Below are 26,670 nucleotides of genomic sequence, written 5' to 3'. Positions count from 1 at the left end.
AAGGCACTACGTTCGGCATAGAAGATGACATCGGAGAGTTATACTCAAAATTCAACCAACAGTAAGTTGACACGGTCGAGATCTCGCGATGATTCTCGGTTTAGCTCAAAATTTGGTATACTGAAAGAAAAACGGTGAGGCTTCCGCAGCCTTCAAAAAACCATCCCAGGAGGTGCTTTTTATGACTTCCCCCCATTCTATCCCCCAACCTGCCATCGAAATCCGACATGTATCCACCTCCGCAGAGATGGAGAGCATCCGCCAGCTCTTTGTGGCCTACGTTCAGTCCCTGGAAACAGATCTGGCCTTCCAGAATTTCCAGGAGGAACTGTACTCCCTTCCCGGCAAGTACGCCCCGCCGAAAGGGGCCTTGTTCCTGGCCCTGGTGGAGGGAAAAGCTGCCGGTTGCATTGCCCTTCGCCCCATGGAGGACAAGATCTGCGAAATGAAGCGGCTCTATGTGGATCCGGAGTATCGTCACCTGGGGCTGGGAAAACAGTTGGTGGAGAAAATCCTCGACGAGGGCCAAAAGCTCGGCTATAACTGCATGCGCCTGGATACCCTCACCTCCATGACCGCTGCCCTTGCCCTTTACCGTGCCCAGGGCTTCCAGGCGATCCCACCTTACACCTACAATCCCCTCGACGGCGCCATCTACATGGAGCGGAGGCTGGAGTAATTACCCGAAGGACAAAAAATCCCAGGAACACGGAAGTTCCTGGGATTTTGACTAGATAAAGGTAATGGCCTGGGTGGGGCAGGAGCGAATGCAGTCGCCGCAGACGAGGCACTCTGCCGGGAGAACCTGGTGCTTCTCTTCCCGGATGATGGCTCGGGAGGGGCAGACCCTGGCGCATTTCGTACAGTTGATGCATTTGTCCGCGGTGACGAAGACCCGCTTTTTTGCCTTTCGTGAGGGGATGCTCAAAAAAAGTCCATAGGGGCAAAGATAGCGGTGCCAGAGCGCCTCGGGGAAAAAGAGAGTGAGCCCCACCCCGATAGCCACGAGAAGCGGAAGCACCGGCAGCCGTTTCCCCGTGATCATGGTGACTCCAAAGGCCACGAGGAAAAAGAGTACCGCAAGGATTCGCACGGCTGGATGCTCGAAAAATTTCGGCAGTTTTCTGTCCTTGATCTTCAGCTTTCGCTTTAGCCAGGTCACCGGCTCCATGAGGGTGTTGATGGGGCAAAGATAACCGCAGTAGAGCCGGCCGGCGAAAAAAGCCAGCACCATGCCCGCGAGAAATACGGCCATCCAGAGCTGGGGACGTCCCAGGACCATGAGGAGCACAAAGAAGGTCAGAAATAGGACCTGGGTAAGGGACCGAAGGCTACGCTTCATGGGCCTCTTCCTTGTAGCATCGGGGGTTTGGGGCTTTGATCACGAACATCTCCATGACCTCGTCGTGGACGTTTCCCACATTCATCTTCGTGTGGTAAGGGATGTTCACAATGGATCCCTTCTGGTACTCTCTGGCCGGCTCATCCTCCAGCTGCAGGGTGAGGGTTCCTCGAAGCACCGTCATATACACATGGGAATTGGAGTAATGTTCGGGCAGTCCTGCGTTCTTCGGGAAAACCATATGGTTGATCATGGCTTCATCATTGTCGATGAGCTTCTCCACTTTTTTCTCATCATCCAGGGAATAGGAATATACGGTTTCGATCATGGAAAGATCCTCCTTTTCATGGGGCATTTTCTTCAGTATACTGCTTGTAGAAGAAAAAATGTGTTACCTTGGTAACAGTGGAGGAAACCATGAAAAATAGTGATTATCTGGCCCTTCTGACGAACCACCCCTTGTTTGCCCGGTTCTCTCCGGAGGCGCTGTCAAGGTTTTGGGGGACCCACCGAAATCATCTGCGTACCTATACCAAAAACCGGATCATCTACCTCCAGGGGGAGAGCTGTAGCCATTTGGATCTGGTTCTTTCGGGGAAGGTTTCCGTCCAGCGCATCGATGAAGAAGATCGGGTGCTGCGCATCGAAGACTTTCGTCCCGGGGATCTTCTGGGGGCAAACCTGCTCTTTTCCACGCTGAAAGCCTACCCCATGACCGTGGTGGCCGAGGAGGATACGGTGCTGCTGTCCCTGGGCGAGGCGGAAGTCCTCGCCCTGTGTGTTCGGGATTCTCATTTTCTCCGGGAGTTTCTCCAGGCGATTTCGGACAAAACCCTGCTCCTCACCAATACCATCAGTGTCATTTCCCCCAAGAGTCTCCGGCAGAAAATCCTGGATTACCTTCGGGATGAAATCCGGCTGCAAGGAAAAAACCCCATCCAGCTGGAGGGGTCCAAGACGGAGTTAGCCCAGCGCCTGGGGGTGCAGCGCACCTCCTTAAGCCGGGAGCTGCAGAAAATGAAAAAAGAGGGACTCCTCACCTATGACCGGCTGACCCTAACGCTTCTTGTGCCGTAAATCCTTATCCCTTCGCCGACGGGTCCTCCGCACGGCGATAGAGCTCCTCCACTTCTGCCGGCTTCATCAGCCGAGTTAAGAGCCAGGCCAGGAGGATGATCCCGGGGATGTCCACCAGGAGCCGAGTCAGCGCAAAGGACGTCCCCAGGGAAGCTGCCTCAAAGAGGAACATGGGGATTTTCGTCGTGGACCAGGCTCCGATGAAAATAAGGATATTGCTGAATTTCACCCCTTTTCGCATGAAGACCGTAGCCACGGGAAAGGCGCCGTAAAGGGGTCCTGCTGCAGCGGAGCCGATGAAGAAGGCCAGCAGAATGCCGAGGATTCCTGATTTTTCTCCCATGTACTTCACCATGGTTTCCCGGGGAACCCAGACATCCAAAAGGCCCATGAGGACAAAGATCGGAGGGATGACCAGGAGCATTTCCTTTAGGGAATAGCCCGTAATGCTGAAGGCTTTAAACCCCAGCTCCCGATTGAACAGGGTGAGGATGCCCAGGGCACCGGCGACAAAAAAGACTGCCCGATAGCGTTTGAGAATGTTCATCATGATCAGCCCACCACCCTTTCAATGACAAAGGCCACCAGGAAGGAAAAGAGAAACGCCAGTCCGTTCCGAAGAAAGGTGAGTTTTTTCCCGAAGACCTTCATCTCCACAGGCATGGTCACGACCCCCACCATCATGAGTGTGGACACAAATGCGCCGATCTGCATATAGCCCGCTCCTCCCTGCAGGAGGAGTGCCGCCATGGGAAAGGCCACAAAACCCGGAATGAGGGTGATGGCTCCCACGAGAGCCGCCAGGATCACGCCGGTCCATCCTGACTCCGCCCCAAGAATGCTGGAGATGAGCTTTGGATCCGCCACCGCCAAAAGGACGCCCACCAGGAGGATGACCACCAAAAACTCGGGGAGAATATTTTCAAAGGCTTTCCAGGCTTTTTTCAAAGCCATGCGGGTCTTTTTTTTGTCCTTCCAAAACGAGAAGGCCAGAAGTGCCAGGGTTCCGACATATAGGGCAGTATTCATGGATGATCGCTCCTTGTTTATTTCATTTGTCCTCCCGGCTTAGGGCCAGAATTTGTCCAAACCCGCTGAAGACAGTGGGTTTTCGTCCCGTGATTCCTTATTCCTCCTTGTCGAGTCGCCGAAGAATGAACTTCGTTTTCTCCAAAGGATAGGGAACTTCCTCTTCCGGGTAGTACTCCACATACTGGATCGTTCCCTGGCAAAGGTAATCCGATGGCCCCACCGGAACCAGGACCCGATCCCCCGGCTGAAGGGTGTCGTCCAGGGTGCGGTAATAGTACTCTTTGGCGCTGTCCTCAAAACGAACACGGCAGTAGATGTGCTCACCGGGTTTCACGCCAAGATTGAAAAGATCTGCATCGAAGATATCGCCAAAACGGCGCAGTCCGCTGAGGGCAACTCGGATTTCCTCCATGAGTGCCGGCCAGACTTCCGGAACCTCTCGGCGGTGATAGGGAAAAACGGCCTGATCAATCTGCCCATCATGGCGAAAAATGGAAACTTCCATGACCGGCAGAGCCGTATCCAATCCCTGGGCCTGGGACGAAGAAAAATCCTCCAAAAGCTCATCCAAAGCATCCAGCAGCTTTGTGATGAGGCCCGGCAGGTGATACTCCTGGGTGATGGTGGCCTCGGGGCTAAACTGACGAAGATACCGGATTTTTCGTATCTTTCGCTCTACCACGAGGCTTTCGGAATACTCCACCCAGTAAGCTCTCCCCCTCCGATACTCTTGAAACCGGTGCTGAAAGTAGAGTGCCAGCTTCTCCACCCGCTGGGGCGAAATTAGCCCGGCTTCTGGTACCACCTCATCAAGAAGCTCCAGAAACTCGGTCCACTCCTCGGGGTAAGCATTGTCCCCCGAGATCCTCCGGGCTGGCCTTCCCTCCTCCTCCACCTGGAGAAACCACTGAATGCCATCAAGGACCAGGCCCTCCTAGGAATACTCATCCTCCCAGGCGGAAAAGTCCAGCTGATCCATCTTCTCCAGCCAATCCTCCATCCACGGTTTGGGGCGAAGGTCGGCATGGTCCGGGAGGGCTAGGCGGTCCGAAGAGACTCGGGTGATTATTCCGTCCTTCAGGACCTCGATTTCCACCTGAATCGGCATCGCAAAAAAGCCGCCTAGGTTTAGTTTCAAGGATTTCAGCATACAGACCCCTCCTTCGTCATGACGGTATTTTTACACGGTGAACAACCTACAGGATTTGGAAAGAGGACACCTTGCTCTCCCGCCAGCCCTGGCTTTTCCCCCAGGCCAGATATTCTTTTCGTTCCAGGGGATCCGTACTTTCATAGATATGGTGAAGAAACTCGGCAAAGCCCCGGAGTCCCCCCACATCATCAAGAACGGGAAGACCTCTCTTCTTAATGCACACGGGCTGGTGTTTGGTGATCACCTTGCGCTTTGCCTCCTCCAGCTCTTCCTGGGATAACTCCTGGCCATCCAGAAGGTCCTGGGCATCGGCGGTGCGGGTGAGGATAACCTCCCAGTTGTCTCCAAAATCATATTGGTAGAGAAGGGTTGTGGGCAGTTTAGGCTCGTCTTCCTGATCGTTTTGGATGCCCAGAATATCCTTCACCAAAAGCCGTTCCAAAAGGGTATTGGGCTCGCTGCCCAAATACACGGAGTTCAGCATTTCCTGCAGCGTCAGCTCCGCCAAAGGGGCCTTCCGAAGAACTCGGATCTCCTTACTTCCGTCCTTTAGACTTCGTTCATAATAGTCGTCAAAGGACTCCAAGACATCCACCTCCTGAAAGTACGCCAGGAGCTCCCGGATTTCCGCCTGGGCCCTTTCCTTAATTTCTGCCTTTCCGTCATAGCGATAGGGACCAGTATATTTCTTCCGAAGCCAAAGGGCGAAATTCCCCCCTTCGAACTCATCGTCCCAATAGAGGTCCTCTTCACTCTCCGAAGGCGGCTGGAAATAGGTGCCCACGAGATCTGCCCACCCTTTCACCGTTCCTCCGGTGAGGCGCTGAAAATCGTCCTCCTGGAGCCGAAAGGCCCGAAGATGGCTGTTTTGCCAGCCAAAGAGCTTCTGGATGACGTAGTGCAGATGATGCAGGGGCATATCTCCCGGAATCAGAATATCCCGAGTAATGGACGTGCCATCGACGGACTCGCCATGGCGTATGAGACTTTGTTTCTGCTCCGGGGTAAGCTCCCATCCCCTTAGCTCGAGATGTAGCCCTAGAATTTCAAGATCATGAACAGTTTCAGCCTTTTTCAACGTAATCCCGCCTTTCTCCATATCGAGTGAACGATCTTCTTGGATGGCCAGAACCTCGAAACTCCTTGGGGATTCTGGCGAAAAAAATCAGGTACTCTCCTTTGAGAATACCTGATTTTCTAGTCATCGGCTAGTTCTTCGGAAGAATTCCCCAGACTATCCCTTTTTATTTGCGCAGTTCCTCGGAAATGAAGGTATTCTCCAGGGGCGTCTTAAACTCGGCCTTATTCTTGAAGTCGGTGACGGCCCGTTTCACTCGGCTCATGGAGGCAATGGTTCCCGGACCGGCAATGCAGCCCCCCGGGCAGGCCATGCCTTCCAGAAGATAGCCGTTCTTCTTCCCCGCTTTGGCCGTGCGCATGAGCTTCACGCATTCCTGCAGGGTGGACGCGCCTTCCACGATGATTTCCTTAGAGGGATCCAGAAGCTGCGCCGTGGCCTTCACCGCCTCCGCCACACCGCCGGCGATGGCGTAGCCGCGGCCCAGGGTGGAGGCATCCTGAATCTCCTTGGAGACTTCAATTTCCGAAAGTTCCACACCCTTGGCCACAAACATGCCCATGAGCTCCTCAAAGGTGATGACGTAGTGGACATAGTCCTTCACATCCTCCCGGAGGGCCTCCAGTTTCTTCGAAATACAGGGCCCAATGAAGGTGATCGTGGCATCGGGATCGTTTTTCTTGATGTGCTTCGCCGTCTCCACCATGGGGGAGGAGGAATCGGAAATATAGTCCGCCTGATCGGGGAAGAGCTTCTTCACCATGAGGGTCCAGGAGTTGCAGCAGCTGGTACCCATGTAGGGAATCTCCTCAGGCACGCGCTTCAGGTACTCCTTGGCCTCATGGAGGGTGGTAATGTCCGCTCCGAGGCTCACCTCCACCACTTCATTGAATCCCAGCTGCTTGATGCCCTCGAAAATCTGTACGGGGGAAGCCAGGGGGCCGAACTGGCCCAGGAAGGATGGAGCGATGATGGCGTAGGAATGGGCGTGCTTTTTCAGGGATTTGATCAGCTGATAGATCTGGGACTTGTCCGAGATGGCGCCAAAGGGACAGTGGGTGACGCAGCGGCCGCAGGACACACACTTGTCAGGGTTGATCTGTGCCCGGCCCAGGTAGTCGCTGTCGATGGCGTTGACGCCGCAGACTGCTGCACAGGGACGCTCATAGACCACGATGGCGCTGTAGGGGCAGGTTTCCTTGCAGCGGCCGCACTTGATGCATTTCTCCTGATCGATGATAGCCCGGTCTTTGCCGATGGACACAGCATTCTTGGGGCAGACATTGACGCAGGGATGGGCAAGGCACTTGCGGCAGTTGTCCGTGACGACATAGGCCTTGGTGGGGCAGGCCTCACAGGCCGAGGTGATGACATTGACTAAAGGTTCCAGGAAAAGGGTCTTTTCCACTTCCGTATCCACAATGCCGTCGGTGACGCGATGAAATTCAGAGGGTTTTCGAGCATCCAGACCCATGGTCAGGCGAAGTCGCTCGTCCACGATGGCGCGCTCCCGGAATACGCTGTCCCGGTAGTGGGCCACTTCTCCCGGAATGATCTCGAAAGATGCTTTCTCCAGCTCGGGGAGCTCCACATCATCGTAGGCCATTTGGGCAATTTTTGCGAAAACCTTGCGCCGGATATTGATGAGATCAACATAGCTTTCTTTCATAATGAATCTCCTCCACGGGTTTCCCGGTTATTTTCTCATCTTGTTCATGATCTTTTCCATGACCACCTGACTGGTGGCATTCAGAATGGACTCGTCGTCAATGACCACCACCGGTGCCACATCCTCGGTGGTTTCCTTGCAGTAGCCCAGACACTTCACCGCTTCCACCTCGAGAACTTCGTCACTGTAATCCTCCGGGTCCTCGCTGATGATATCCTTGAGATCCTCGATCTGATCCAGCATATTCATGGCGCCGAGCAGGGTGCAGTTGGATCCGACACAGACTTTGACTTTCATGGTTGTTCCTCCCTGTCCTTTTAATTTTCGTTCATAACGTGTTCCACATGATGATTCTTCGATTTTCTTTGCCGAGATTTGCGCAGACTTCTCGGTTTTTGTGAATAAGTTAACCCAAAAAGGCGAAAAGAGCGCAATCATAAAGCTCAAAGAGGCCTCTCTAAAGGTTCCGGGAGCCTTTTTCTTTCCTTTATCATACCATGATTTCTCTCCCGTCAAAAGGATCCCCCTTCCCTAAATTTGAAAAGGGTGATGCAAAAAGGGGAAGGAAGTCTCGTCCTTAGCCCTTTTTCCCCAAGGGATGCCGAATGATGGTTTTCATCTTCTCCGGAGCAACCTTTCGGGGATCATTGAGGTAGATTTCATGGTGCCGTCGAAGGATCCCTTCGGCGCTGGGTTGAGACATCCCGGTGGAGTATCCCTCTTCCCTGGCAAAATCCTCCATGGTCTTCACCGTCTCCGCCTCCAAATCGTAGGGTCCCCAGTGGAGCATCTGGACACAGAGCCCTTCGGTATAGGTGGAAAGATAAACCTTCTCCAGTTCCAAGTGAGGTTTGCGTTTTTTCAGCTCCTCCTTGGCCCAGGTGAAAATCTCCTCGGTGACAAAATCCGGTTGCCGGATCATGGAGGTCCAGATGAGCTCCTCTTTTCGCCCGGTGGTAAAGGGGCCTTCCTCAGCCGTCCACCAGAGCCCTTCCAACGGGGGCACCACATAGCTGAAAAACCCGGGGAGAGGGTTTCCGGCTTTTTCGCTCATTTTGATGGTATAGGACAATCCATAAAGGAGCTCCACGGCCTTGGCGTACTCTCCCTCTTCCTCATTGGGGTTTCCTTGACCATCCACCATGAGGAAGATCATGGGGGGAACCTCCACGAGGGCAGGTCCGTTTCCAGGGACATAGAGTTTCTTTTCCAGTTTCTTGAAATCCACTGCGTCGGCCATGGTGCTATTCGCCTTCCTTTCTCTGGGATTGAGGCTGGAGCCATGATCACTCCTTCCTTCTCTTACGCCTATTGTACCGCACTGGGCCAGCATGGAAAGAGCAAAAACCCCCTTTCCTTCGGTATATTTTTCGAGGATCTCTGCTGAAGTTTACTCCAGAAACGAAAAAAAGACCCGAAGGTCCATTTTTCAACACGTCATCCTTTGGGATTTCGCTTCATCTAGGATTTGTTCCGCTTTTTTCCTACTTCTTCAGGGTGATGATGTTCTGAATGAGGCCCTTGCAGCGTCCGCAGGGTTCCCCTGTCACAGGATCCACGCCGGTTCCCGCGCCAGTAAGTTCGCCCACCTTGTCCACGGTGTCGGCGCCCTCCATGACGGCGTCCAGCACCTGCTTCAGGGAGACCTTCTTGCAGCCGCAGACGGAGGACAAGATCCCGTCCACTTCACTTTGGCATCCCTCACACTGAAGGCAGACTCCTGCCGTATGTTGAAGCTCCTCCCGAGTTCTGACCCCTTCGGTCATGGCCTTGCGGATGGTGCTGTAGTCGATTTGGTTCGTGGTGCAGATCATACGATTTCCTGCCACTTCGATCACTCCTTGCTCGTTATTTTGCATACCCAAGTATTATACCCCGCCCCCGTCGGGATTTCTAAGAAGAACCCGGGGATTTCCGGCTAGAAGTTCCCGAAGATCTCCCGTTTTTGACCGGATTCTCGGGATTCTGGGAAAACCCGAAAAGCGCACCAGAAAAAGTCCCGCTCTCCTCTTCTGCCCGTGGTATGATGAAACTAACCCAGGGTTCAAAAGCTCAGGGATTCCCTAAAATGGACAGGAGGAAGATCATGAACGTTCTATTTCATGTGGACCAGTCCACCCTGTGGCCCATGGTCACGGCCAACGTCAAAAATATGCTGGATTACGGAAAAGCTGAGGGCATCTCTTTCACCATCGAAGTGGTGGCCAATGGAGAAGCCGTAACAGACCTCTCCCTAGAAGCTCCCTGGCTTCCCCGTCTTCAGGCTCTGGCCGAGGATGGCGTCCGGGTGGCCGCCTGCGAAAACGCCTTGCGGGCCCACGGGGTGAAGAAAGAGGATCTCCACGGCTTTGTTACCACAGTCCCCGCCGGGGTGGTGGAGCTGGCGCTGAAGCAGCAGGAAGGCTACGCCTACATTAAACCTTAAGGAATCCCGACCTACCGGCATTCCCATAAATTTGTTTAGCCAATGAATAACCGGAAGCCTCCCTAGGCGTGTCAAATCCTGGGAAGGCTTCCGGTTTCTTCTTTCGATCTTTTTGTCTTTGTTACAGGCCCTGGGCCACCATGGCATCAGCCACCTTCACAAAGCCTGCAATGTTGGCGCCCAGGACCAGATCTTCCGGATGTCCGTACTGGGCAGCCGCATCCATGGCGTCCTGGAAAATATTCTGCATGATCTTGTGGAGAAGGCTGTCCACCTTTTCCAGCTCCCAGGAGGTGCGCATGGCGTTCTGGGTCATCTCCAGGGCAGACACGGCCACACCGCCGGCGTTGGCCGCCTTGGCCGGGGCAAAGAGAATGCCCTGTTCCTTGTAGATCCGCTGAGCCTCCAGGGTGGAGGACATGTTGGAGCCTTCACCCACGAGAAGGACGCCATTTTTCACCAGTTTCCCCGCACTCTTCCCGTCGATTTCGTTCTGGGTGGAGCAGGGCAGCGCCAGGTCGCAGGGAACCTCCCAGATTTTCTTGAAGCCGGGATAATACTCGCCCCGGTTTGCCCGAAGGGGGTACTCGGAAATCCGCTGTCGCTCCACATCCTTGATGGTCTTCACCACCTCCAGATCAATCCCTTCCTCGTCATAGATGTAGCCATGGCTGTCGGAGCAGGCTACCACCTTTACCCCCAGAGCCTGGAGCTTTTCCATGGCATAGAGGGCTACATTACCGGAACCGGAAACCACCGCCCGCTTTCCCGCCAGGGTGATGCCCTGATGGGTGAGAATCTCCCGGACAAAGTAGACCAGACCGTAACCTGTGGCTTCAGGCCGACCCAGACTTCCCCCATAAATGGGGCCTTTTCCCGTGATGACCCCGGGTTCCGAGGCTCCCTTAATCTTCTTGTATTGGCCATAGAGGTAGCCGATTTCCCGTCCGCCTACCCCGATATCCCCCGCAGGCACATCGACATTCTCCCCGATATGCCGAGAGAGCTCGTTCATGAAGCTCTGACAGAAGCGCATGATCTCCATGTCGCTTTTTCCCTTGGGATCGAAGTCGCTGCCACCTTTGCCGCCGCCGATGGGACGGCCCGTGAGGGCGTTCTTGAAGACCTGCTCAAAGCCCAGGAACTTAATGATGCTGAGATTCACGGAGGGGTGAAAGCGTAGGCCGCCCTTATAGGGACCTAAGGCATTGGAAAACTGAATTCGGTAACCGCGGTTCACCTGAACTTTTCCCCGGTCATCCATCCAGGGCACGCTGAAGATGATCTGCCGCTCCGGCTCCACCAGACGTTCCAGGATATTATGGGTCATATACTGGGGATTTTTCTCCAGCACCGGGGTCAGGCAGTGGAGTACTTCCGTCACCGCCGCCTGAAACTCCTCCTCCCCAGGATTCATTCGTTTTACTTTCTCCAGCACACTCTCCACATAGGTCATTGCATTCATGTTTCACGGCCCCTCTTATCTGATTGTTAACGTTTTTAACTTTCCTTTGCATGAATCTCAGTAAATGGATAAAATCATTAATATTATGTCATTATACCAGAATGATGTCTCCGTGCAACCCTTGGCAACCTTTACATCTTTTGTGAGAAAAATAACTTCCGAAGGGACAAGGACGACAGCATTTAGGGCCAAAAAAATCTCCGGGAAGGGACATTTCCAAAGAAATGCCCTTGGTCCGGAGACGTTCATTCCAGTTTCAGCTGGAGGATTTATTCTTCGCTGTAGAGGAGCTTGTGGAGCTTGGTGTACATCTCATCCCGATAGCGAATCTGGGCCATGTCCTTGCCATCGGCATAGTCATAGAAGCCCTTCTTCGACTTGACGCCCAGCTCGCCCGCTTCAAAGTGGCTCTTCAGGAGGCCAAATTCTTCCTTTGCCGTGGAGAGATCGGCAAAGAGATAGGACGAAATATTGCGGAAAATGTCCAGTCCGCCCAAATCGGCCACTTCAAAGGGACCGAAGACAGCGTAGCGAAGACCCAGTCCATACTTCATTACATCGTCCACCCCATCCACGGTGGTGATTCCCTCTTCCACAATGTGGAGGGCTTCCCGCATGATGGCGAACTGGATGCGGTTCAGGACGAATCCCGGCGCATCATGGACCTTTACGGGCTTCTTGTGGCAGGCCAGTGCCAGGTCATAGATCACTTGGGAAGCTTCCTCGCTGGTTTTTTCGCCGGAGATGACCTCCACCAGAGGGATAATGTGGGGAGGATTGATCCAGTGCATGCCTCCGAAGCGCTCGGGCAGATGAACCGCTTCCGCGATCTTTGTGATGCTGAGTCCTGAGGTGTTGGAGCAAAGAACGGCATGGGCAGGAACGATGGCGGATACCTGCTTCCAGAAGGCGTGCTTGATCTCCATCTTTTCTAAGATGGCTTCGATGAGGAAATCCACATCGTGGAAGCCCTGGGGATCCGTACCATAGTGGATGCGGGAAAGAAGTTCCTTTGACTTCTCCGGGGTGAGACCCCCTTCTGCCACTTCGGTTTCCTGGTTGAGGGCGATGAGTCTCTCAGCCCGATCCAACTGGGCGGCAGCAATGTCATAGAGGTACACCTCGTACCCGAATTTGGCAAAGGTCTCGGCCAGGGATGAGCCCATGGTGCCGGAGCCCGCGATGCCGATTTTCTTGATTTCCATCTGATCTCCTCCTAAAACGTTTTCACCTTTTATTGTACGGGCCCCTCCCTTGGGGTTCAATTAATTAAGGATTTGACAAGGGAGTTTATGAGTTCCACAAAATGGGTCCCCACTCCCGGATGCTGCTTTCCAAAGCCACCGGGCTTTTCAGTGGTGCACACCCTGAAATCCATTGAGCTCCAAAGAATCTTCCGACACCCTATCTCCCATGCGTTTTCCCATCCTTTCGCCTTCTTTTCTCCCCATTGCCAAATCCATAAGGGTTGGGCCATTTCTCTCCCCCGGATTGTTCAAATTTCATCGAGGCCTTGAATGTTCACCCAAAGTCGATATTTTTCCCTCTAAAAAATCTCCCCCCACCCTTGGATGCATTCCCGGGATGGGGGGAGAGGATTCAAATTTGGCGCAGGATCTGACTTTTACGCCTGGACAGGTTTGGTTGAGCGGTAATTGAGAAGACGCATGCCGTTTAGGATGACCACGAGGATGCTGGCTTCATGGACCAGCATGCCGATGGACATGTTCATCCATTCACTGAGGAAGAGACTGGCCAGAAGGGTCAGCACCACCCCCACAGCGATGAGGATGTTCTGACGCATGTTCCGGGCGGTGGCCTTTGTCAGTCCCAAGGCATGGGGCAGACGGCTGAAGTCGGAGTTCATGAGCACCACATCGGAGGTTTCAATGGCCACATCGGTGCCGTTGCCCATGGCGATGCCGATATCTGCCCGGGCTAAGGAGGGGCTGTCATTGACGCCGTCCCCCACAAAGGCCACGATCTTGCCCTGGGCCTGGAGCTTTTCAATGTAGGCGGATTTATCTTCCGGCAGCATATGGCCGTGGGCCTCCGTAAGCCCCAGTTCCTTGGCCACCAGATCCACTGTACCCTGATGGTCACCGGAGAGGACGATGAGGTGCTTGACCCCCATCTTCTTCAGTTTCTTCAGGTCTTCCTTCACCCGGGGACGGATCTGGTCGCGAATCCCCAGGAGCCCATGGAGCTTTCCATCCACAGCAGTGAGAACCAGGGAGTCTCCGCTCTTTTCCATGCGGGCAATATCCGCTAGAGCTTCGTCGCTCATGACTACCTTTTCCTGGGCCATGAGGGCAGCATTGCCCACAGCCACCTGGTGTCCGTCCACTTGAGCCACGATCCCGCCGCCCTTGACGACTTGGGTTTTTTCCACAGCATATCGGGCCGTATCCCCAAGATACTCCACCACAGCCTTGGCCAGGGGATGGTCGGACTCCTTTTCCACGCTGGCGGTATAGCCACGGATATCCAGGCTGGAACTGCCGTAAACCGATTCGTCTGCCACCTTGGGATTCCCCACGGTGAGGGTGCCGGTCTTGTCAAAGACCAGGGCGTCCACGCGGCTGAAATCATGGATGACTTCGCTGCCCTTCAGGAGCACCCCATGGCGGGCGCCGTTGCCGATGCCGGCCACATTGGAGACGGGAACGCCGATGACTAATGCACCTGGGCAGCCCAGAACCAGAATGGTGATGGCCAGGGGAAGGTCTCGGGTGAAGAGCCAAACGATGATGGCTAAAGCCAGCACCGCCGGCGTATAGTACTTGGAGAACTTATCGATGAAGCGCTCCGCTTCGGACTTGGAGTCCTGGGCTTCTTCCACCAGTTCAATGATCCGGCCAAAGGTGGTGTCTTCTCCCACCCGATCGGCCACGATCTGCAGCGTTCCATTTTCCAGAATGGTTCCGGCGTAAACGCCAGTGCCTGCTTCCTTCTCCACCGGGATGGACTCTCCGGTGATGCTGGCCTCATTGATGTGGCCTTCTCCGGAAAGGACGGTGCCGTCCACGGGGACCTTGGCGCCGGTTTTCACCAGGAGCCGGTCTCCCACTTCCACTTCTTCCACGCCCACTTCCTCAAACTCTCCATTCTCCATCATCTTCAGGGCGCTTTCCGGCGCCATCTCCGTGAGCTCCTTAATGGCGGAGCGGGTTTTGTTCAGGGTCCGCTGCTCCAGGTAAGCTCCAAAGAGAAAGAGGAAGGTCACAATGGCGGATTCTTCAAACTCACGAATGAGGAAGGCGCCGGCCACGGCCATGGTCACCAGGACATCGATGCTCACCACCCGGACCTTCAGGGCCTGGTAAGCCTGAATGGCGATGGGGGCTGCCCCAATTACCGAGGCAATGATCAGCGCGATTTCAAAAATCGCCATGTTCGAAAACCCGAACTTTGCCCCATAGGCCACGACGATGAGGATCCCTCCCACCAGCGTGATCAGATTTTTACGTTTCAAGATTCCTTTCTGCACTGTGATCTCCTCCTTCCTTTCCTTTAGGCTTCGTACGCCTGGTCAATCTTCTCCAGCATCTGGAACACCGCATCATAGGTCTCGCAGACATCGCCCGGCACTGTGTAGTTTTTGGTTACTTCCCGCATCCGAAGGAACTCCTGCTGAAGATCCGGATGGTTTCCGCCATTAGCTTTCACTTTCTCGTTCATCGTTTCAAAGATCGCCCGAACCTCATGGAACTCCGGATGATGGGGACCATGGACCCGGTCCACCACAGGAACATACTTCTCCAGGATGGGGAACAGGTTCTCCTTCACTTCGTTGAATTTTGCTTGCTTTGTCATTTTTTAGCCCTACTTTCATTTATTTTGGTTTCTGTCTTAGTTATACCAGTCATTTGGGAGAAAACCCTTGACCGGGGTCAAAATCCGAAAAGTTTCGAGAAATGTTTTCTCCAGCCTTGGGGAGTGGCTTTTTTCCTCATCCCCGCAAATATATCCTGAATTGAGGCAAAAGGAAGAGGCAGAAGATTTTGGTCTTCTGCCTCCGTGATTTCCTTTGAGATTATTCTTCTTCGGGATCGATCCACTGGAGGGAACGCTGTACGGCTTTCTTCCATCCCTTGTAGATCTTAGCCCGGTACTCTTCCGTCATGTTGGGGGTAAATTTGCGGTCCAGGGCCCAGTCATCCTTGAGCTCCTCCATGCTTCCCCAATACCCCACAGCGAGGCCGGCCAGGTAAGCTGTTCCCAGAGCGGTGAGCTCCGTCACCACGGGACGGACCACAGGAACATTGAGGATGTCGGACTGGAACTGCAGGAGGAAGTTGTTCTTGATGGCTCCGCCGTCGCACTTCATTTCCTTCAGCTGAATACCACCGTCCGTAACCATGGCATCGAGGATTTCCTTGATCTGGAAGCACTGGCCTTCGATGGCCGCCCGGACCAGGTGGGCTTTGTTCACGCCGCGGGTAATGCCCTGAATGGAAGCTCGGGCGTAGGGATCCCAGTAGGGCGTAGCCAGTCCCACAAAGGCGGGAACCAGATAAATGCCATTGGTGTCCTTGACGCTGTTGCAGAGCTCTTCCGTTTCCTGGGCAGATCCGATGAGCTTCAGCTCGTCGCGCAACCACTGCACGGTGGCGCCGGCCACGAAGGTGTTGCCTTCCAGGCAGTAGTAGACTTTATCATTGATGCCCCAGGCGATGGTGGTGAGCAGACCATTCTTGGACTCTACACTCTTGGTGCCCGTGGTCATCATGAGGAATGCGCCGGTGCCGTAGGTGGCCTTGGATTCGCCCTCCTCGAAACAGGTCTGGCCAAAGAGCGCCGCCTGCTGATCGCCGATGCATCCTGCGATGGGCACTTCAGCACCAAAGATCTTGGGATCGGTCATACCGTAGATATAGCTGGAAGGTTTGACTTCCGGGAGCATGATGCGGGGGATGTTCAGCTCCGCCAGGAGTTCGTCATCCCAGTCCAGGGTGTGGATGTTGAAGATCATGGTGCGGGAAGCATTGGAGTAGTCCGTGGCGTGGATCTTGCCACCGGAGAGTTTCCACATGAGCCAGGTGTCCACGGTGCCGAAGAGCAGTTCGCCCTTTTCGGCTCTTTCCCGGGCTCCGGGCACATTGTCCAGCATCCACTTAATCTTGGTTCCAGAAAAGTATGCGTCACAGACATCGCCGGTTTTCTCCCGGACCTTGGGACCCCATCCCCGGGCATTCATGTCATCACAGATGTCGGCGGTTCTTCGGCACTGCCAGCAGATGGCGTTCATGATGGGCTCGCCTGTCTCCTTGTCCCAGATCACGGTGGTTTCCCGCTGATTGGTGATGCCGATGGCGGCAATGTCGTGGGGATCGATGCGGGAGGTCTGGAGCACGGACATGGCGGTTTCAATCTGGGAGTTCCAGATGTCCAGGGCCCGATGCTCCACCCAGCCGGGTTTCGGATAAATCTGCTCAAATTCGCGGTTTAGGGACTCAATGGGTCTGCCGTTCTTGTTGAAAATAATTGAACGAGAGCTTGTGGTTCCTTGGTCCAAAGCCATGACGTATTTTGCCGTTTTTTACCCTCCATTTTTGAACTGTACCAGCACCGACAACGATCCTTTCTAGACCATGGCATCACTCCTTTATCTTCCATTTCTTAGTTTCTTTTTAGTAGGCCTTTCGCAGCATGACCTCCAGCTCTTCGGCGGTGAGGACGATGGGATTTCCCTTCATGCTGCTGGCCTTTTGAGATTTTTCGATGATTTCGGGAAAGTCAGCCTCCACCATGCCGAAGGTTCGAAACTTCGGGATGGCCAGGTGATCGCAAAGGTCCATGATCCAGGCTTTTCCCTCCTCCACGGTGGCCTGGGGATTCCCCTTGAGGATCCTGGCCACTTCCTCATAACGGGCAAGGGCGGGGGAATGGGGATCCCTTTCCAAGAGAGCGGCCACATTGGTTTCGATGGAGTGGGGCAGAAGTCCCGCACAGACGATGCCGTGGGGTATGCCATACATGCCGCCGATGACGCCGGCAAAACCATGGACTACGCCCAGCTTGGCGTTGGCTAAAGCCATGCCGCCAAAGAGGCTGGCTAGAAGCATTTCTTCCCGGGCTTCCAGATCCTCGCCGTCATCGAAGGCTCTTCGGAGGGATCTAGCCGCCAGGCGCATCCCCTCTCGGCAAAAGGCATCGGTGACGGGATTGGCCAAAGGTGTCACAAAGGGTTCCATGACCTGGGTCAGGGCATCCAGCCCTGTACTAGCGGTGACGCCAGGAGGCATGCTGGTGGAAAGCAGTGGATCCAGAAGCACCAGCTCCGGAAGCATATAGGGGCTGCGAAGGCTTACCTTCACTTTATGTTCCTCAGAACTGATGACGGCATTTTTCGTCACCTCGGCTCCAGTGCCGGCGGTGGTGGGGATGGCGATGCAGGGTACGGAACGTTGGGTCAGGGTCTTCCCTTCGCCGATGACCTCCAGGTAAGACAGAACATCTCCCTCATTGGCCAGCATGGCGGCGATGATCTTCCCCATGTCCAGGGAGCTTCCTCCTCCGCAGGCAATGACAAAGTCGCACCCTTGTGCCCGGGCTAGGTCCAGGCCGGCTTTGGTGGTGAGGAGGCTGGGCTCCCCCAAGACCTGAAAGCTGGCCGAAGAAATCCCTTCTGCTTCCAGTAAACCTTTGATTTCTTCAACTAAGCTGCCTCGTCCTCCGGTGACGACCAGAGCCTTCTTCCCGAAGGGTTTGGCCAGTTTCCCCAGATTCTGCAGTCCTCCTCGTTCAAAGAGGATCCGCTCGGCGGTCATAAATTCAAACTTATTCATCCTTCTCCCTCCTACCCTTCCATGATTTTGACGAAGACCTGACGATTCCGGGGTCCGTCAAACTCACAGAAGAAGATTCCCTGATAGCCGCCAATAAGAAGTTCCCCCTCGTCGATGATCATCTCCAGGGAGAAGTTAAAGAGGCTGGACTTAATATGAGCCGCGGCATTGCCCTCCTCGTGGGTGTAGTTGTTCTCAAAGGGAATCAGCGCATTCATGGTGGTGAGAATATCCTGCATGACATGGGGATCAGCGTACTCCGTGATGGTGACGGCGCCTGTGGTGTGGGGCACAAAAAGAAGGCAGATGCCTGACTTTACGCCGCTTCGGCGGACCGCTGCCTTCACCTCTTCGGTGATTTCCACCATATCGGTTCTTCCTCGGGATTCAACTTTCAGCTTTTCCATGGGACCCTCCTGTTCCTACCAAATTTTGTGCGCATGAAGCTCACAACTGTCTGAATTCATCGTACCATGATTTTTTCGTCGAGACTCTGCCTGTGGCCGACAAAACATGAATAATCTGAAAACATTTTCGCGGGTCCCACTTCCGCCAAACGCCCCCTCTATCCCCATGATCCTCCTCTTCGTGACTAGAATCCAAACCCCTGGGAACAGCAAAAGAGAACCGGAGTCCGGTTCTCTTTTGCGCGATACTTCTTTATGGCTTCAGGCTGATTTCCACGGTTTCGGTCCCCCAGAAGCCCGTTTGTCCCCGAAGGAGGGTGGTGGTCAGATCGAGATTAGGTCCCACTTCGAAAACCACCTTTCCGGTTTTGCTGAGACCGGGATTCACCTGCTGGAGGAAGAAGTCTGCTTCATCGGACATGGCCATGATTACAGCACTGTCCGTAGAAGGATCATACTCCACGCCATCGGCGCTGATGAGCTTGAAATAGCTGGAGTGGATGGTGAGGGATTCTTTCTTGTCATTCTTTACGGTGATGTCGAGGATGATGAACTTCCCCTCGGTTTTGGCATTGTCGATGAACTGATTTCCAGACTTGATCTCCTTAGTTTCTTCCACGCTGTTGACGATGAAGGTCACATCGGCGATGGTGGCCGGTTTTCCAATGCCCACTTCCACCACCTCTTCCTTGGGTGGTTCCACGGGCACAGAATTTTCAGCCGGTGTCTCCTGGGGTGTTGCCACGACTACAGGTGTTTTATCGCCTTGATCAGCAGCAGGCTTTTCATCATCTTTTCCGCCCCCCAGAGCGGAACCGATGAGGATAAGGGCTAGCAGCCACACCCACCAGCGTTTGTAGAGCGGTTTTTTCGGACGGTCATTGCGCATGAATCTTTCCCCCTATTTTCTTTTCTTTCTCAACTTCCGGCAAAGCAGGTTCAGTTCCAAAAGGTGGTGTAATGGAAACTAATTCTCTGCTTCACCGGATCTTCTGAGCTTGTCTCTAGCATAGAAGAACTGCTGTCCCATAATCTGGACAGCAGTCTTACATCCAAAAAATGCGACCTCTTAAGTCTGAGGCAGTTTGACCTGCTTCTCCCAACGAAGGATAACTTCTCGCAAAGGTTCGGGGAGCAGGGTCAGGGCTTTCCTCCGAATCTCTTCAGGGATGCCATAAGCTGCCTCCGCGATACTTCCGGTGATGGCTGCCAGGGTATCGCTGTCCCCGCCCAGGGAAATGGCATTGCGAAGAGCATCTTCAAAATCCGTGCTTTCCAGAAACGCCGTGATGGCTTCGGGAACAGTTTTCTGGCAGCTCTCATCAAAGGCATAGTCTGGCCTGATCTCCTCCAAGGTTCGGTGAAGATCATAGCCATAGCGATCTTCTATCTGTTTTTTGATCTCTGCCTTGCCGTGGCCCTTTCGGGCAAGGAAAATGGCGACAGCGGTGGCCTCCGCCCCCTTAATGCCTTCAGGATGACTGTGGGTTACGGCAGCGCTTACCTTGGCAGCATCCTCCACTTCTTCCAGGGAGTCAAAGGCCCAGGCGCAGGGGGAGACCCGCATGGCAGATCCATTCCCCCAGCTGTGGTAGTGCTCATGTTCTTCAGAGAAGAGCCAGGCATAAAAGGAGGAACCGTAGCCTGCCTCCGGATACCGCCTTCCCCATTTTTTTAGAGCCTGAATGTAGTGCTGCGGGGTTCCCCCTTCCATCAGGGCTTCTGCTACGGCCACGGTCATCACCGAGTCATCGGTAAAAAAGTTGTCTTTTCGAAAAAGCGGAAAGTCTTTGCTTTTTCGATTGTTCCATTCATAGACGGAGCCCACCAGGTCTCCGATAATGGCTCCCATCATGGCTGTTCTCCTCCTCTTGCCCGATAATCACGCTCGATGTCGGCATTCCAGTCATCCGGTACTTCCGCCGTTTGACGGAACTTTGACACCGCTTCGCTCATGACGGTGAAGTTCAGATCGATACCCTCTTTGTCTGCATGGTAGTTCTGTGCGCGGTCCCGACGGATCCCCAGGTGCTCTGCAGCATCGGCGGCATCGATGTTAGCGCCCAGGAAGATGAACTCCCAGCGGTATTTCTCCTGCTGATGATGAATCATCTGCCGGACCTTGGTCCGGGTGTACTCCCGGCTGGCGTTTTCTTCGCCATCGGTGATGATGACGAAAAGGACTTTCTCCGCCCGGTAGGCGGGATCCGAATTTTTCTGCACCAGGCCGATTTTCCGGATTGTCCTTCCCACCGCATCCAAAAGGGCCGTGGATCCACCCACCTGATATTCTTTCGAGGTCATCTTGCGCACCGCCTGGATGTCGATGCGGTCATGAAGAATTTCCTCATGATGATCAAAGAGAACGGTGGTGATGCGGCAGGTTCCCTTTTCCGCTTTCTGCCGCTCCAGCATGCTGTTGAATCCCCCGATAGTATCTTTTTCAAGACCCGCCATGGACCCGCTGCGGTCAAGGATAAAGACCAGTTCTGTGCTACCCTGTTTCATTTTTTTCTTCCTCCTGTTTCTTTCTTAAGTTCAGGATAGCATGATCTGAAAAGGCAAAGGTCGCCTGAAAAGCGACATCTTTGACAGGAAAAGAAAGTATACTGCAAATATGGATGTTACCCTAAATATTTAGCTTTTCCTTTATTCCATAAGATCCTGAATGGTATAATTTAAATGACTTTTGAAATATTGCAATAACTTTTAGCGTATCAATCTCGTACATTAAATACTACCTCTGCCTATTCCCTCAAGTTTTGGACGATCAACTTTCGCAGACTACAGGAATACTATTATTTAGGAGGTCCTCAAATGACGATCGAGCAGCTAATCAAAACTGAATCCCATAAACTCCATGACAAAACCTATGTTTTCCCAGATATACCCGAGAAAAAATTAAACGGAGCATTACTCGGAATTGCGCCAGGAGTTGACCCGGATTATGTCATTGCAATAATCGATACTACTTTATTTGGTAGTGGAAAAGAAGGTTGCTTGTTCACAGGAGACAGTTTGTATCTTCATGCCCTTGCAGAAGACAAGTTAACAATACCCTTAGCTGAAATCGCAGAAACCTCATACTTCACGACAGAATCATATAAGAAAAATGGAAAAGCAGAAACTGTTCATCACTTGAAACTAACACTGACAGATGGAAAAGAGATGGATTTAACCAAGAGTCTTGCATACATTAAAGTAGAAGAGATGGCTAAACTTCTCAATCAGATCATCGAGCTGGGAAAAAGTGGTCAAGACTTCATAAAAACCTCTCAAACGATGCCTTTATCCATGATGGATGCTGAAATAAAGAAGTCATATGTTAAGCTTCTCTGTAATTTCGCTTATTCCGATGATGACCTTATCAGCCCACAAGAATATGCTGAAATAATTTCACTCATTGTCCGAATTGAGTTTGAAACAAAGGATCGTTTTGAGTTAAGGCAGTATATGCTTTCCAAGCAAAACTTCATCAGCAATGAAGAACTTCTGAATCGCTTTCAAATGGAATTAAGCGAGGACTACTATAGCATTATCAGCAAATCATTAATAAAAGACATTCTCTTTATGAACTCGAAAACAAAGAGCGAGCAACATTGGAAAGACAACTATGCAATTCTTGAATTGAGCAAAAAGCTACAAATTGAAGAGAATCAAGTAGATATGATCTATGAGGCAATAAAAAATGATGAAGCAATACTTAATATGAGGAAAAATGACACTCAAATCGAAAAATCCATAAAAGACGTCGCAGCAAAAGCTGCAGCTGTCGGTGTTCCTTTAGCAGCAATTTATCTTTCTGGCTCAGTTATCGGAGTCAGTGCCGCTGGAATTACCTCGGGATTGGCAACGCTCGGACTTGGAGGTATGCTCGGATTTTCTAGTATGTTCACAGGAATTGGTGTTGCAGTTTTGTTGGGAATAGGTACATATAAAGGGCTTAAAAAATTGACAGGGATAAGCGATCTCGAAAACAATAAGCAACGTGAAGCAATGCTCCAAGCCATTATCATTAATGCACAAAAATCCCTGAATATCCTCGTTGAAGACGTCAATGAGATCACAAAGAAGCTAACTGAGGCACTTTATGATGGTGTTGTTAATGCAGATAAAATACAAAAACTTGCTAGAATTATCCAAATGATGTCGCAAGGAGCCCAAGTAACATCAGATCGAATCCATTATGCAGAAACAGAAATCGCAATCACAAAAATCCCAGAAAAATTAGACATCAGTCGTCTTGTCGAACTTACCATTACTCCAACAATGCAACAATATCGAAATGTAGTCATGTCTTGTTATGAGGAATCTCTCTCAGAAAGTGAGTCAAAGTCTGTCTTCACACTTCGAAGTTCCTTAACTTTAGACGAGCTACGTAATCTAGAAACCATATTGAATGGAATAGGTTACAATAAAATAGCTGATGCTTCAATTGCTGCATTAAAAAGTGCCACAAAAAAAATAATGAATGGCGTAACAGGTAACTAAGATGGATAAAGAAATCCGTGATCAAGCACTGACCGATGCTGCAAATGCATTGAGAGTTCAAGAACAGCAGCGAAAACTTACCTCTACTCGTTTGTCCGAACTCGCTGAAGATCTGACTAAACTTGAGGAAATAAACCGAAAAAACTCACAGAACATTGATGATTTGCTTCAGATCGCAAACGAGATGTTCGTAAACTCCGGAATGACTCTTAGCGATCTGCCCGATAATACCCCATTGAGTGATGACCCATTATTCTCTACAAACTCTGATGGGCTAAGAGGACTGCATATTCCACACTATGAAGATTTGGAAACTGTTGAAGTAAGGAACGCCAATGATTGGAATCATTACCTGGAGCATATTGAAGATTATGCGAGAAAAAACGCCATTAATCTCCAAGAAGATCCCTTCAATCATTTATTGACTTCTAAAGATAAGGAGATAATCGCAAATCGTATTAAAGATGACTATATGCTCCGTAAAGCTAATTGTGACAAACTGGATTACCTGATTGCTACCTTCTCTGGAGTAGTTGCTGGATTGGTGGATAGTTTCTTTGTCGGAATGCCTGGAGAAAGTAAATTAGAGGGGTGGTCCCAAGATCAAACAGATAAATTTGTAATCAAGGTTGCAAAAATGGCTGGAAATCCTGGTAAGGATAATGGAAAAAGCGAGATCGTAAATGCAATAAAATTTTTTGAGGATAAATATAAAATCAATTATGATCAACCAACTGGAAAAGCAGCTGGTAGCGTTTTTGATATGTCATTATCAAATCATCACATAAAATCTTTAGGACATGCTCCAGATCTGATTGGTCTTCTTTTTTCCGTAGTAAGCCAGTTCCAAGGAACTTCCCATTTCCTCGATAATGGACGTCATATAGTTATGGATACTAGAACTCAAGAACTGACAGGAAATAATTTCTTGGCTAAACTCTTTTCAGGGATCGTGAACTGGATCGGTCATTTGATATCAGACGTAGCTGGGAGTAGTAGCGGGCGCGATGGAAATCCCGACGGAAGAGGTAGCGGAATTCCTATCCCAATGTTTGAACTCTTTCAAATCGTTGGAAAAGGAGAGTTTCATGTTAAGTACAGTTCATCCTCTAACAGATATCGTGAAATGACCCTTGCTGACCTGTCTGTGAAAGTATTCGAAAAAGGATATGATGCACGATTTGGCGTTACATTAGCAGTCCCAGTAGTACTTAACGAACTCATGACTAGACTACTCTGGGCTTTAAAATCTAGGTTTATCGATAATCTCTCTTGGAAAGAGTCAATCCCCATTGAAAGTGATCCAAATTTAAGAAGAGTTTTGCTCACAAGTCACGGTGTTCTTTGTCTAGTGGATGGAGTTGATGCAGGGATACGCTCTGGAGGAGAAATTCTTACTTTTGCACTTCATCTAAACTTTGTTGCTTGGAAAAGATTAGCATTTTCAGGACTTTTGGAGGTCCGATCTCTATACAAAGAAAAAGCTCTAGATTTAAACGCCATGGAAAAAGACATAGAAAAAGAGTGGTCATTAATCTTCGATGATAGCTCCATTCATTACTAACAAAATAATAAATAGAACTGACTTTCAATGTATGCCCCAAAAGTACGTACACTTAGTGACAAACATTAAGTTCACTAATAAAAACAACCCCTTGATTTATCTAATAAATAATCAAGGGGTTGTTTTCATTCTGTATCACTCTGCCTGAAACATTATTTACTTTTACTTGAAGCATAAAGCCCCACACCCAGTCCTGCCCCAAGCCCAATGGCCAGGGCCATGGCGAAGAAGTTGAGATCAATTATGCCACCCAGGGAAATGACTTCCTCTATGCTTTTCTGCATACCTTCATTGGCATTCATCAGTCCGACGAAGATTCCGAAGGGGATGGCCAAGAGACCTCCCGTGAGAAGAAAAGTACCTGCCGCTTTTTTCCCATAGACCACAATTCCAAAGATGAGTCCGAAGAACGCCCCAAATAGAATAATGGCAAGGATATCCGATACGGTGGATATCGAGACACTGGCATCGCTTCTAAAAATCAGGGATCCCAGACCTTCCAGCAGGGCAAAAGTGAGAAAAAGAGCGATGGGCATGCCAAAGCCTCCACCCATGGCAAATTTTGACAGACTTCCCCGCTGACGTGTAAACAAGCCAAGAAGCAGCCCGCCCAAGGCCCCGGTGATGATGGTTCCTAACACATAGTTGTCAAAACGCCAAATGATTACTGAAGCCAGGAGTCCGCTGAGAAGGAAGGCCAGAAACCCCCACAGCATGGCGGTCCAGGGATTTGTCTTCACGGAATTTTGCTTGACCATGATCTCTCCTCCTTTTTCTGCGTTTGGGTGTTCGTCCTTAAAGGATAATGTATTACCCTCAAGGGATCTTCTTACCTTCATCATACCCCTATAGATGGGCGATTCAAGCCCGAATCTATCCCCTGGGAATAATTCCTTATGTGAATGAGAACCTAATGGAGCCTAAAAGAACAGCTCGCCCACCTTATACCCAAAGGGGAGTTCTTCTTCCGTTAGAAACTCAAAGGTTTCATCCCGGAGGATGGGCAGGAACGCCTCATAGGGGTATGTGGTGAACTCACAGCCATAGCTGCTCGAACCAAACCATTTCCCTTCTTTGCCGCTGAGGTTCAGATTTCGTGCAAATTTCGTGTAGTTGGAGCAGTCATGGACCACCAGGTCCCACTTTTCCTCTTGGGAAATTCTCATGAACTTCAGGGTCAGCTCCCGGCTCCACACTGGAGATACATAACCCTGCCGGGCGATGTAAAGATTTTCCCCCGCATAGTTTCCAATGTTATTGGGATTCAGATGAAGCTCTGCGCAGTTGATGAAATCCAGGCCCGTGGAGAGGATCGCTTCCTTCTTCTTGAAAAATCCGGCAAAGAACTCTGGCGTCATGGGTGTCTCAATGCCGACCATGGGAATGTACTTCTTGGCGATGCGGATATTTTCAATGACCCGATCAGCGCAGTTGGCTGCGCCCAAGTTGAACCGCAGCTCATTAAGTCCGGCCTCGCCTAAGGCTTTTAGCGTTTCTTCCGTGGCCAGCAGCCCATTGGTGTACATATGCTGGTAGACCTGGGCTTCCTTGAATCTTTTGATGATGCTGTAGTACTTTTCGATTTCCATGAAAGGTTCCAGATAGACATAGGAAACCCCTGAAGGCTTCTTATGGATGGAAAGAAGCAGATCCAGATCTTTCTCGTAGAACTTGGTTCCTCCGATTTCCCACATGCCTTCACCCACGGGTGGAATGGCATCCAGTTCTCCATAGTTATAGCAGAACTTGCATTCAATATTGCACTTATTGGTTTTTCGGATGGCACTGAGGCCTGTACCCATGAGGCAAGATCGGCATCCCATGGGGAACTTGCTGTCTTCTCCCACATAGCGGGTCCGGTGCTGCAGATTTTTGAGACCTGGAATTTCCGCCATCAAGGCTTCATGGCGACGGTCCACTGCCTCTTCAATCTGGGCAAAGGTGGCATACACAATTTCCTGCTGCTTGGTCATGAGCTCCTCATCCTCGGGCAACTGGGCAAAAAACTCAAACCACATGAGGGCATCTTTCTTCGATATTTTCATTTTATCCTCCTACGTAACACACATTCCCCTGAACATACCCCAGCCTCATCTGCAATATCACTGAGCCGGAAGCGCTGGCGGTATTCCTAACGTTTAAAAAAGGAAGTCCAAAACTTCCTTTCCTGTGAATT

General features: G+C 51.5%; 27 protein-coding genes and 1 pseudogene. 5 read left to right on the top strand and 23 right to left on the bottom strand.

Annotated elements, in window-relative coordinates; all coding sequences use genetic code 11:
• Nucleotides 1-181: 181 nt before the first annotated feature.
• Complete coding sequence (locus tag KCG48_RS12885; protein ID WP_211802614.1) at nucleotides 182-679, top strand: GNAT family N-acetyltransferase; 498 nt, start codon at nucleotides 182-184, stop codon at nucleotides 677-679.
• Between the two features lie 51 nt (nucleotides 680-730).
• Here the strand turns inward: KCG48_RS12885 and KCG48_RS12880 are convergent, their stop codons facing one another.
• Together KCG48_RS12880 and KCG48_RS12875 are read right to left on the bottom strand one after the other, a co-directional pair.
• On the bottom strand, nucleotides 731-1,342 hold the full coding sequence (locus KCG48_RS12880) for a 4Fe-4S binding protein (RefSeq protein ID WP_211802613.1): 612 nt from the start codon (nucleotides 1,340-1,342) through the stop codon (nucleotides 731-733).
• Complete coding sequence (locus tag KCG48_RS12875; protein WP_211802612.1) at nucleotides 1,332-1,670, bottom strand: cupin domain-containing protein; 339 nt, start codon at nucleotides 1,668-1,670, stop codon at nucleotides 1,332-1,334. The genes KCG48_RS12880 and KCG48_RS12875 overlap by 11 nt, the downstream gene beginning before the upstream one ends.
• An 89-nt stretch (nucleotides 1,671-1,759) precedes the next feature.
• Here KCG48_RS12875 and KCG48_RS12870 point away from each other — a divergent pair, with 89 nt between their 5' ends.
• Nucleotides 1,760-2,419 carry a Crp/Fnr family transcriptional regulator gene (locus KCG48_RS12870; protein WP_211802611.1) on the top strand — a complete coding sequence of 220 codons (660 nt, stop codon included), beginning with the start codon at nucleotides 1,760-1,762 and terminating at the stop codon, nucleotides 2,417-2,419.
• Nucleotides 2,420-2,423: 4 nt separating this feature from the next.
• Here the strand turns inward: KCG48_RS12870 and KCG48_RS12865 are convergent, their stop codons facing one another.
• The 9 genes from KCG48_RS12865 to KCG48_RS12825 all read right to left on the bottom strand — a co-directional run bounded on the left by KCG48_RS12865 (nucleotide 2,424) and on the right by KCG48_RS12825 (nucleotide 9,180).
• A complete protein-coding gene (locus KCG48_RS12865) occupies nucleotides 2,424-2,969 on the bottom strand; it encodes a permease (RefSeq protein WP_211802610.1) in 546 nt (181 codons plus the stop codon).
• Nucleotides 2,970-2,971: 2 nt separating this feature from the next.
• On the bottom strand, nucleotides 2,972-3,448 hold the full coding sequence (locus tag KCG48_RS12860; protein WP_211802609.1) for a permease: 477 nt from the start codon (nucleotides 3,446-3,448) through the stop codon (nucleotides 2,972-2,974).
• A gap of 97 nt (nucleotides 3,449-3,545) precedes the next feature.
• Nucleotides 3,546-4,346, bottom strand: a complete 801-nt coding sequence (locus KCG48_RS12855) for a hypothetical protein (RefSeq protein ID WP_211802608.1) — start codon at nucleotides 4,344-4,346, stop codon at nucleotides 3,546-3,548.
• A gap of 39 nt (nucleotides 4,347-4,385) precedes the next feature.
• Entirely contained in the window at nucleotides 4,386-4,601 is a 216-nt protein-coding gene (locus KCG48_RS12850) for a hypothetical protein (RefSeq protein ID WP_211802607.1), read from the bottom strand.
• Nucleotides 4,602-4,647: 46 nt separating this feature from the next.
• The gene (locus KCG48_RS12845) at nucleotides 4,648-5,682 is read right to left on the bottom strand and encodes an IS1096 element passenger TnpR family protein (RefSeq protein ID WP_211802606.1); all 1,035 of its coding nucleotides are present in this window, start codon (nucleotides 5,680-5,682) and stop codon (nucleotides 4,648-4,650) included.
• A gap of 166 nt (nucleotides 5,683-5,848) precedes the next feature.
• Nucleotides 5,849-7,351 carry a 4Fe-4S dicluster domain-containing protein gene (locus KCG48_RS12840; protein ID WP_211802605.1) on the bottom strand — a complete coding sequence of 501 codons (1,503 nt, stop codon included), beginning with the start codon at nucleotides 7,349-7,351 and terminating at the stop codon, nucleotides 5,849-5,851.
• 27 nt (nucleotides 7,352-7,378) lie between these two features.
• Nucleotides 7,379-7,648 carry an NAD(P)H-dependent oxidoreductase subunit E gene (locus KCG48_RS12835; protein WP_211802604.1) on the bottom strand — a complete coding sequence of 90 codons (270 nt, stop codon included), beginning with the start codon at nucleotides 7,646-7,648 and terminating at the stop codon, nucleotides 7,379-7,381.
• Between the two features lie 280 nt (nucleotides 7,649-7,928).
• Nucleotides 7,929-8,591: a GyrI-like domain-containing protein gene (locus KCG48_RS12830; protein WP_211802603.1), complete on the bottom strand. Its 663-nt coding sequence runs from the start codon at nucleotides 8,589-8,591 to the stop codon at nucleotides 7,929-7,931.
• A gap of 244 nt (nucleotides 8,592-8,835) precedes the next feature.
• Nucleotides 8,836-9,180: a (2Fe-2S)-binding protein gene (locus KCG48_RS12825; protein ID WP_211802602.1), complete on the bottom strand. Its 345-nt coding sequence runs from the start codon at nucleotides 9,178-9,180 to the stop codon at nucleotides 8,836-8,838.
• Between the two features lie 257 nt (nucleotides 9,181-9,437).
• Here KCG48_RS12825 and KCG48_RS12820 point away from each other — a divergent pair, with 257 nt between their 5' ends.
• Nucleotides 9,438-9,776: a DsrE family protein gene (locus tag KCG48_RS12820; protein ID WP_211802601.1), complete on the top strand. Its 339-nt coding sequence runs from the start codon at nucleotides 9,438-9,440 to the stop codon at nucleotides 9,774-9,776.
• A 121-nt stretch (nucleotides 9,777-9,897) separates the two neighbouring features.
• Here KCG48_RS12820 and gdhA read toward each other — a convergent pair whose 3' ends face one another.
• The 10 genes and pseudogenes from gdhA to KCG48_RS12770 form a co-directional block, all read right to left on the bottom strand.
• Nucleotides 9,898-11,241 carry an NADP-specific glutamate dehydrogenase gene (gene gdhA, locus KCG48_RS12815; protein WP_211802600.1) on the bottom strand — a complete coding sequence of 448 codons (1,344 nt, stop codon included), beginning with the start codon at nucleotides 11,239-11,241 and terminating at the stop codon, nucleotides 9,898-9,900.
• Nucleotides 11,242-11,510: 269 nt separating this feature from the next.
• Nucleotides 11,511-12,446 (bottom strand): 3-hydroxyacyl-CoA dehydrogenase family protein, encoded by a 936-nt coding sequence (locus KCG48_RS12810; RefSeq protein WP_211802599.1) that lies wholly within the window; start codon nucleotides 12,444-12,446, stop codon nucleotides 11,511-11,513.
• A gap of 419 nt (nucleotides 12,447-12,865) precedes the next feature.
• The gene (locus tag KCG48_RS12805; RefSeq protein WP_331000398.1) at nucleotides 12,866-14,731 is read right to left on the bottom strand and encodes a heavy metal translocating P-type ATPase; all 1,866 of its coding nucleotides are present in this window, start codon (nucleotides 14,729-14,731) and stop codon (nucleotides 12,866-12,868) included.
• Between the two features lie 23 nt (nucleotides 14,732-14,754).
• Entirely contained in the window at nucleotides 14,755-15,057 is a 303-nt protein-coding gene (locus KCG48_RS12800) for an iron-sulfur cluster repair di-iron protein, ric (RefSeq protein WP_211802598.1), read from the bottom strand.
• Nucleotides 15,058-15,277: 220 nt separating this feature from the next.
• Nucleotides 15,278-16,780: pseudogene (gene glpK, locus KCG48_RS12795) on the bottom strand (glycerol kinase GlpK); the annotation flags it as partial.
• 94 nt (nucleotides 16,781-16,874) lie between these two features.
• Nucleotides 16,875-18,032 (bottom strand): iron-containing alcohol dehydrogenase, encoded by a 1,158-nt coding sequence (locus tag KCG48_RS12790; protein ID WP_211802596.1) that lies wholly within the window; start codon nucleotides 18,030-18,032, stop codon nucleotides 16,875-16,877.
• An 11-nt stretch (nucleotides 18,033-18,043) separates the two neighbouring features.
• Nucleotides 18,044-18,439 carry a secondary thiamine-phosphate synthase enzyme YjbQ gene (locus KCG48_RS12785; protein ID WP_211802595.1) on the bottom strand — a complete coding sequence of 132 codons (396 nt, stop codon included), beginning with the start codon at nucleotides 18,437-18,439 and terminating at the stop codon, nucleotides 18,044-18,046.
• Between the two features lie 253 nt (nucleotides 18,440-18,692).
• Entirely contained in the window at nucleotides 18,693-19,328 is a 636-nt protein-coding gene (locus KCG48_RS12780; RefSeq protein WP_211802594.1) for a DUF4352 domain-containing protein, read from the bottom strand.
• A gap of 180 nt (nucleotides 19,329-19,508) precedes the next feature.
• On the bottom strand, nucleotides 19,509-20,294 hold the full coding sequence (locus tag KCG48_RS12775; protein ID WP_211802593.1) for an ADP-ribosylglycohydrolase family protein: 786 nt from the start codon (nucleotides 20,292-20,294) through the stop codon (nucleotides 19,509-19,511).
• Nucleotides 20,291-20,947 (bottom strand): vWA domain-containing protein, encoded by a 657-nt coding sequence (locus tag KCG48_RS12770; protein ID WP_211802592.1) that lies wholly within the window; start codon nucleotides 20,945-20,947, stop codon nucleotides 20,291-20,293. The genes KCG48_RS12775 and KCG48_RS12770 overlap by 4 nt, the downstream gene beginning before the upstream one ends.
• Nucleotides 20,948-21,256: 309 nt before the next feature.
• Between KCG48_RS12770 and KCG48_RS12765 the strand changes: the two genes are divergently transcribed.
• Together KCG48_RS12765 and KCG48_RS12760 are read left to right on the top strand one after the other, a co-directional pair.
• On the top strand, nucleotides 21,257-22,930 hold the full coding sequence (locus tag KCG48_RS12765) for a hypothetical protein (protein WP_211802591.1): 1,674 nt from the start codon (nucleotides 21,257-21,259) through the stop codon (nucleotides 22,928-22,930).
• Nucleotide 22,931: 1 nt separating this feature from the next.
• Nucleotides 22,932-24,494: a hypothetical protein gene (locus KCG48_RS12760; RefSeq protein WP_211802590.1), complete on the top strand. Its 1,563-nt coding sequence runs from the start codon at nucleotides 22,932-22,934 to the stop codon at nucleotides 24,492-24,494.
• 152 nt (nucleotides 24,495-24,646) lie between these two features.
• Here KCG48_RS12760 and KCG48_RS12755 read toward each other — a convergent pair whose 3' ends face one another.
• Nucleotides 24,647-25,252 (bottom strand): hypothetical protein, encoded by a 606-nt coding sequence (locus KCG48_RS12755; RefSeq protein ID WP_211802589.1) that lies wholly within the window; start codon nucleotides 25,250-25,252, stop codon nucleotides 24,647-24,649.
• Between the two features lie 162 nt (nucleotides 25,253-25,414).
• Nucleotides 25,415-26,539 carry a radical SAM protein gene (locus tag KCG48_RS12750; protein WP_211802588.1) on the bottom strand — a complete coding sequence of 375 codons (1,125 nt, stop codon included), beginning with the start codon at nucleotides 26,537-26,539 and terminating at the stop codon, nucleotides 25,415-25,417.
• Nucleotides 26,540-26,670: the final 131 nt, after the last annotated feature.

The sequence above is a fragment of the Proteiniclasticum sediminis genome, assembly GCF_018128025.1.
GTDB lineage: Bacteria > Bacillota > Clostridia > Clostridiales > Clostridiaceae > Proteiniclasticum > Proteiniclasticum sediminis.
Note: the sequence above shows the minus strand (reverse complement) of the source record. Positions and strands in the feature narration are given on the sequence as shown.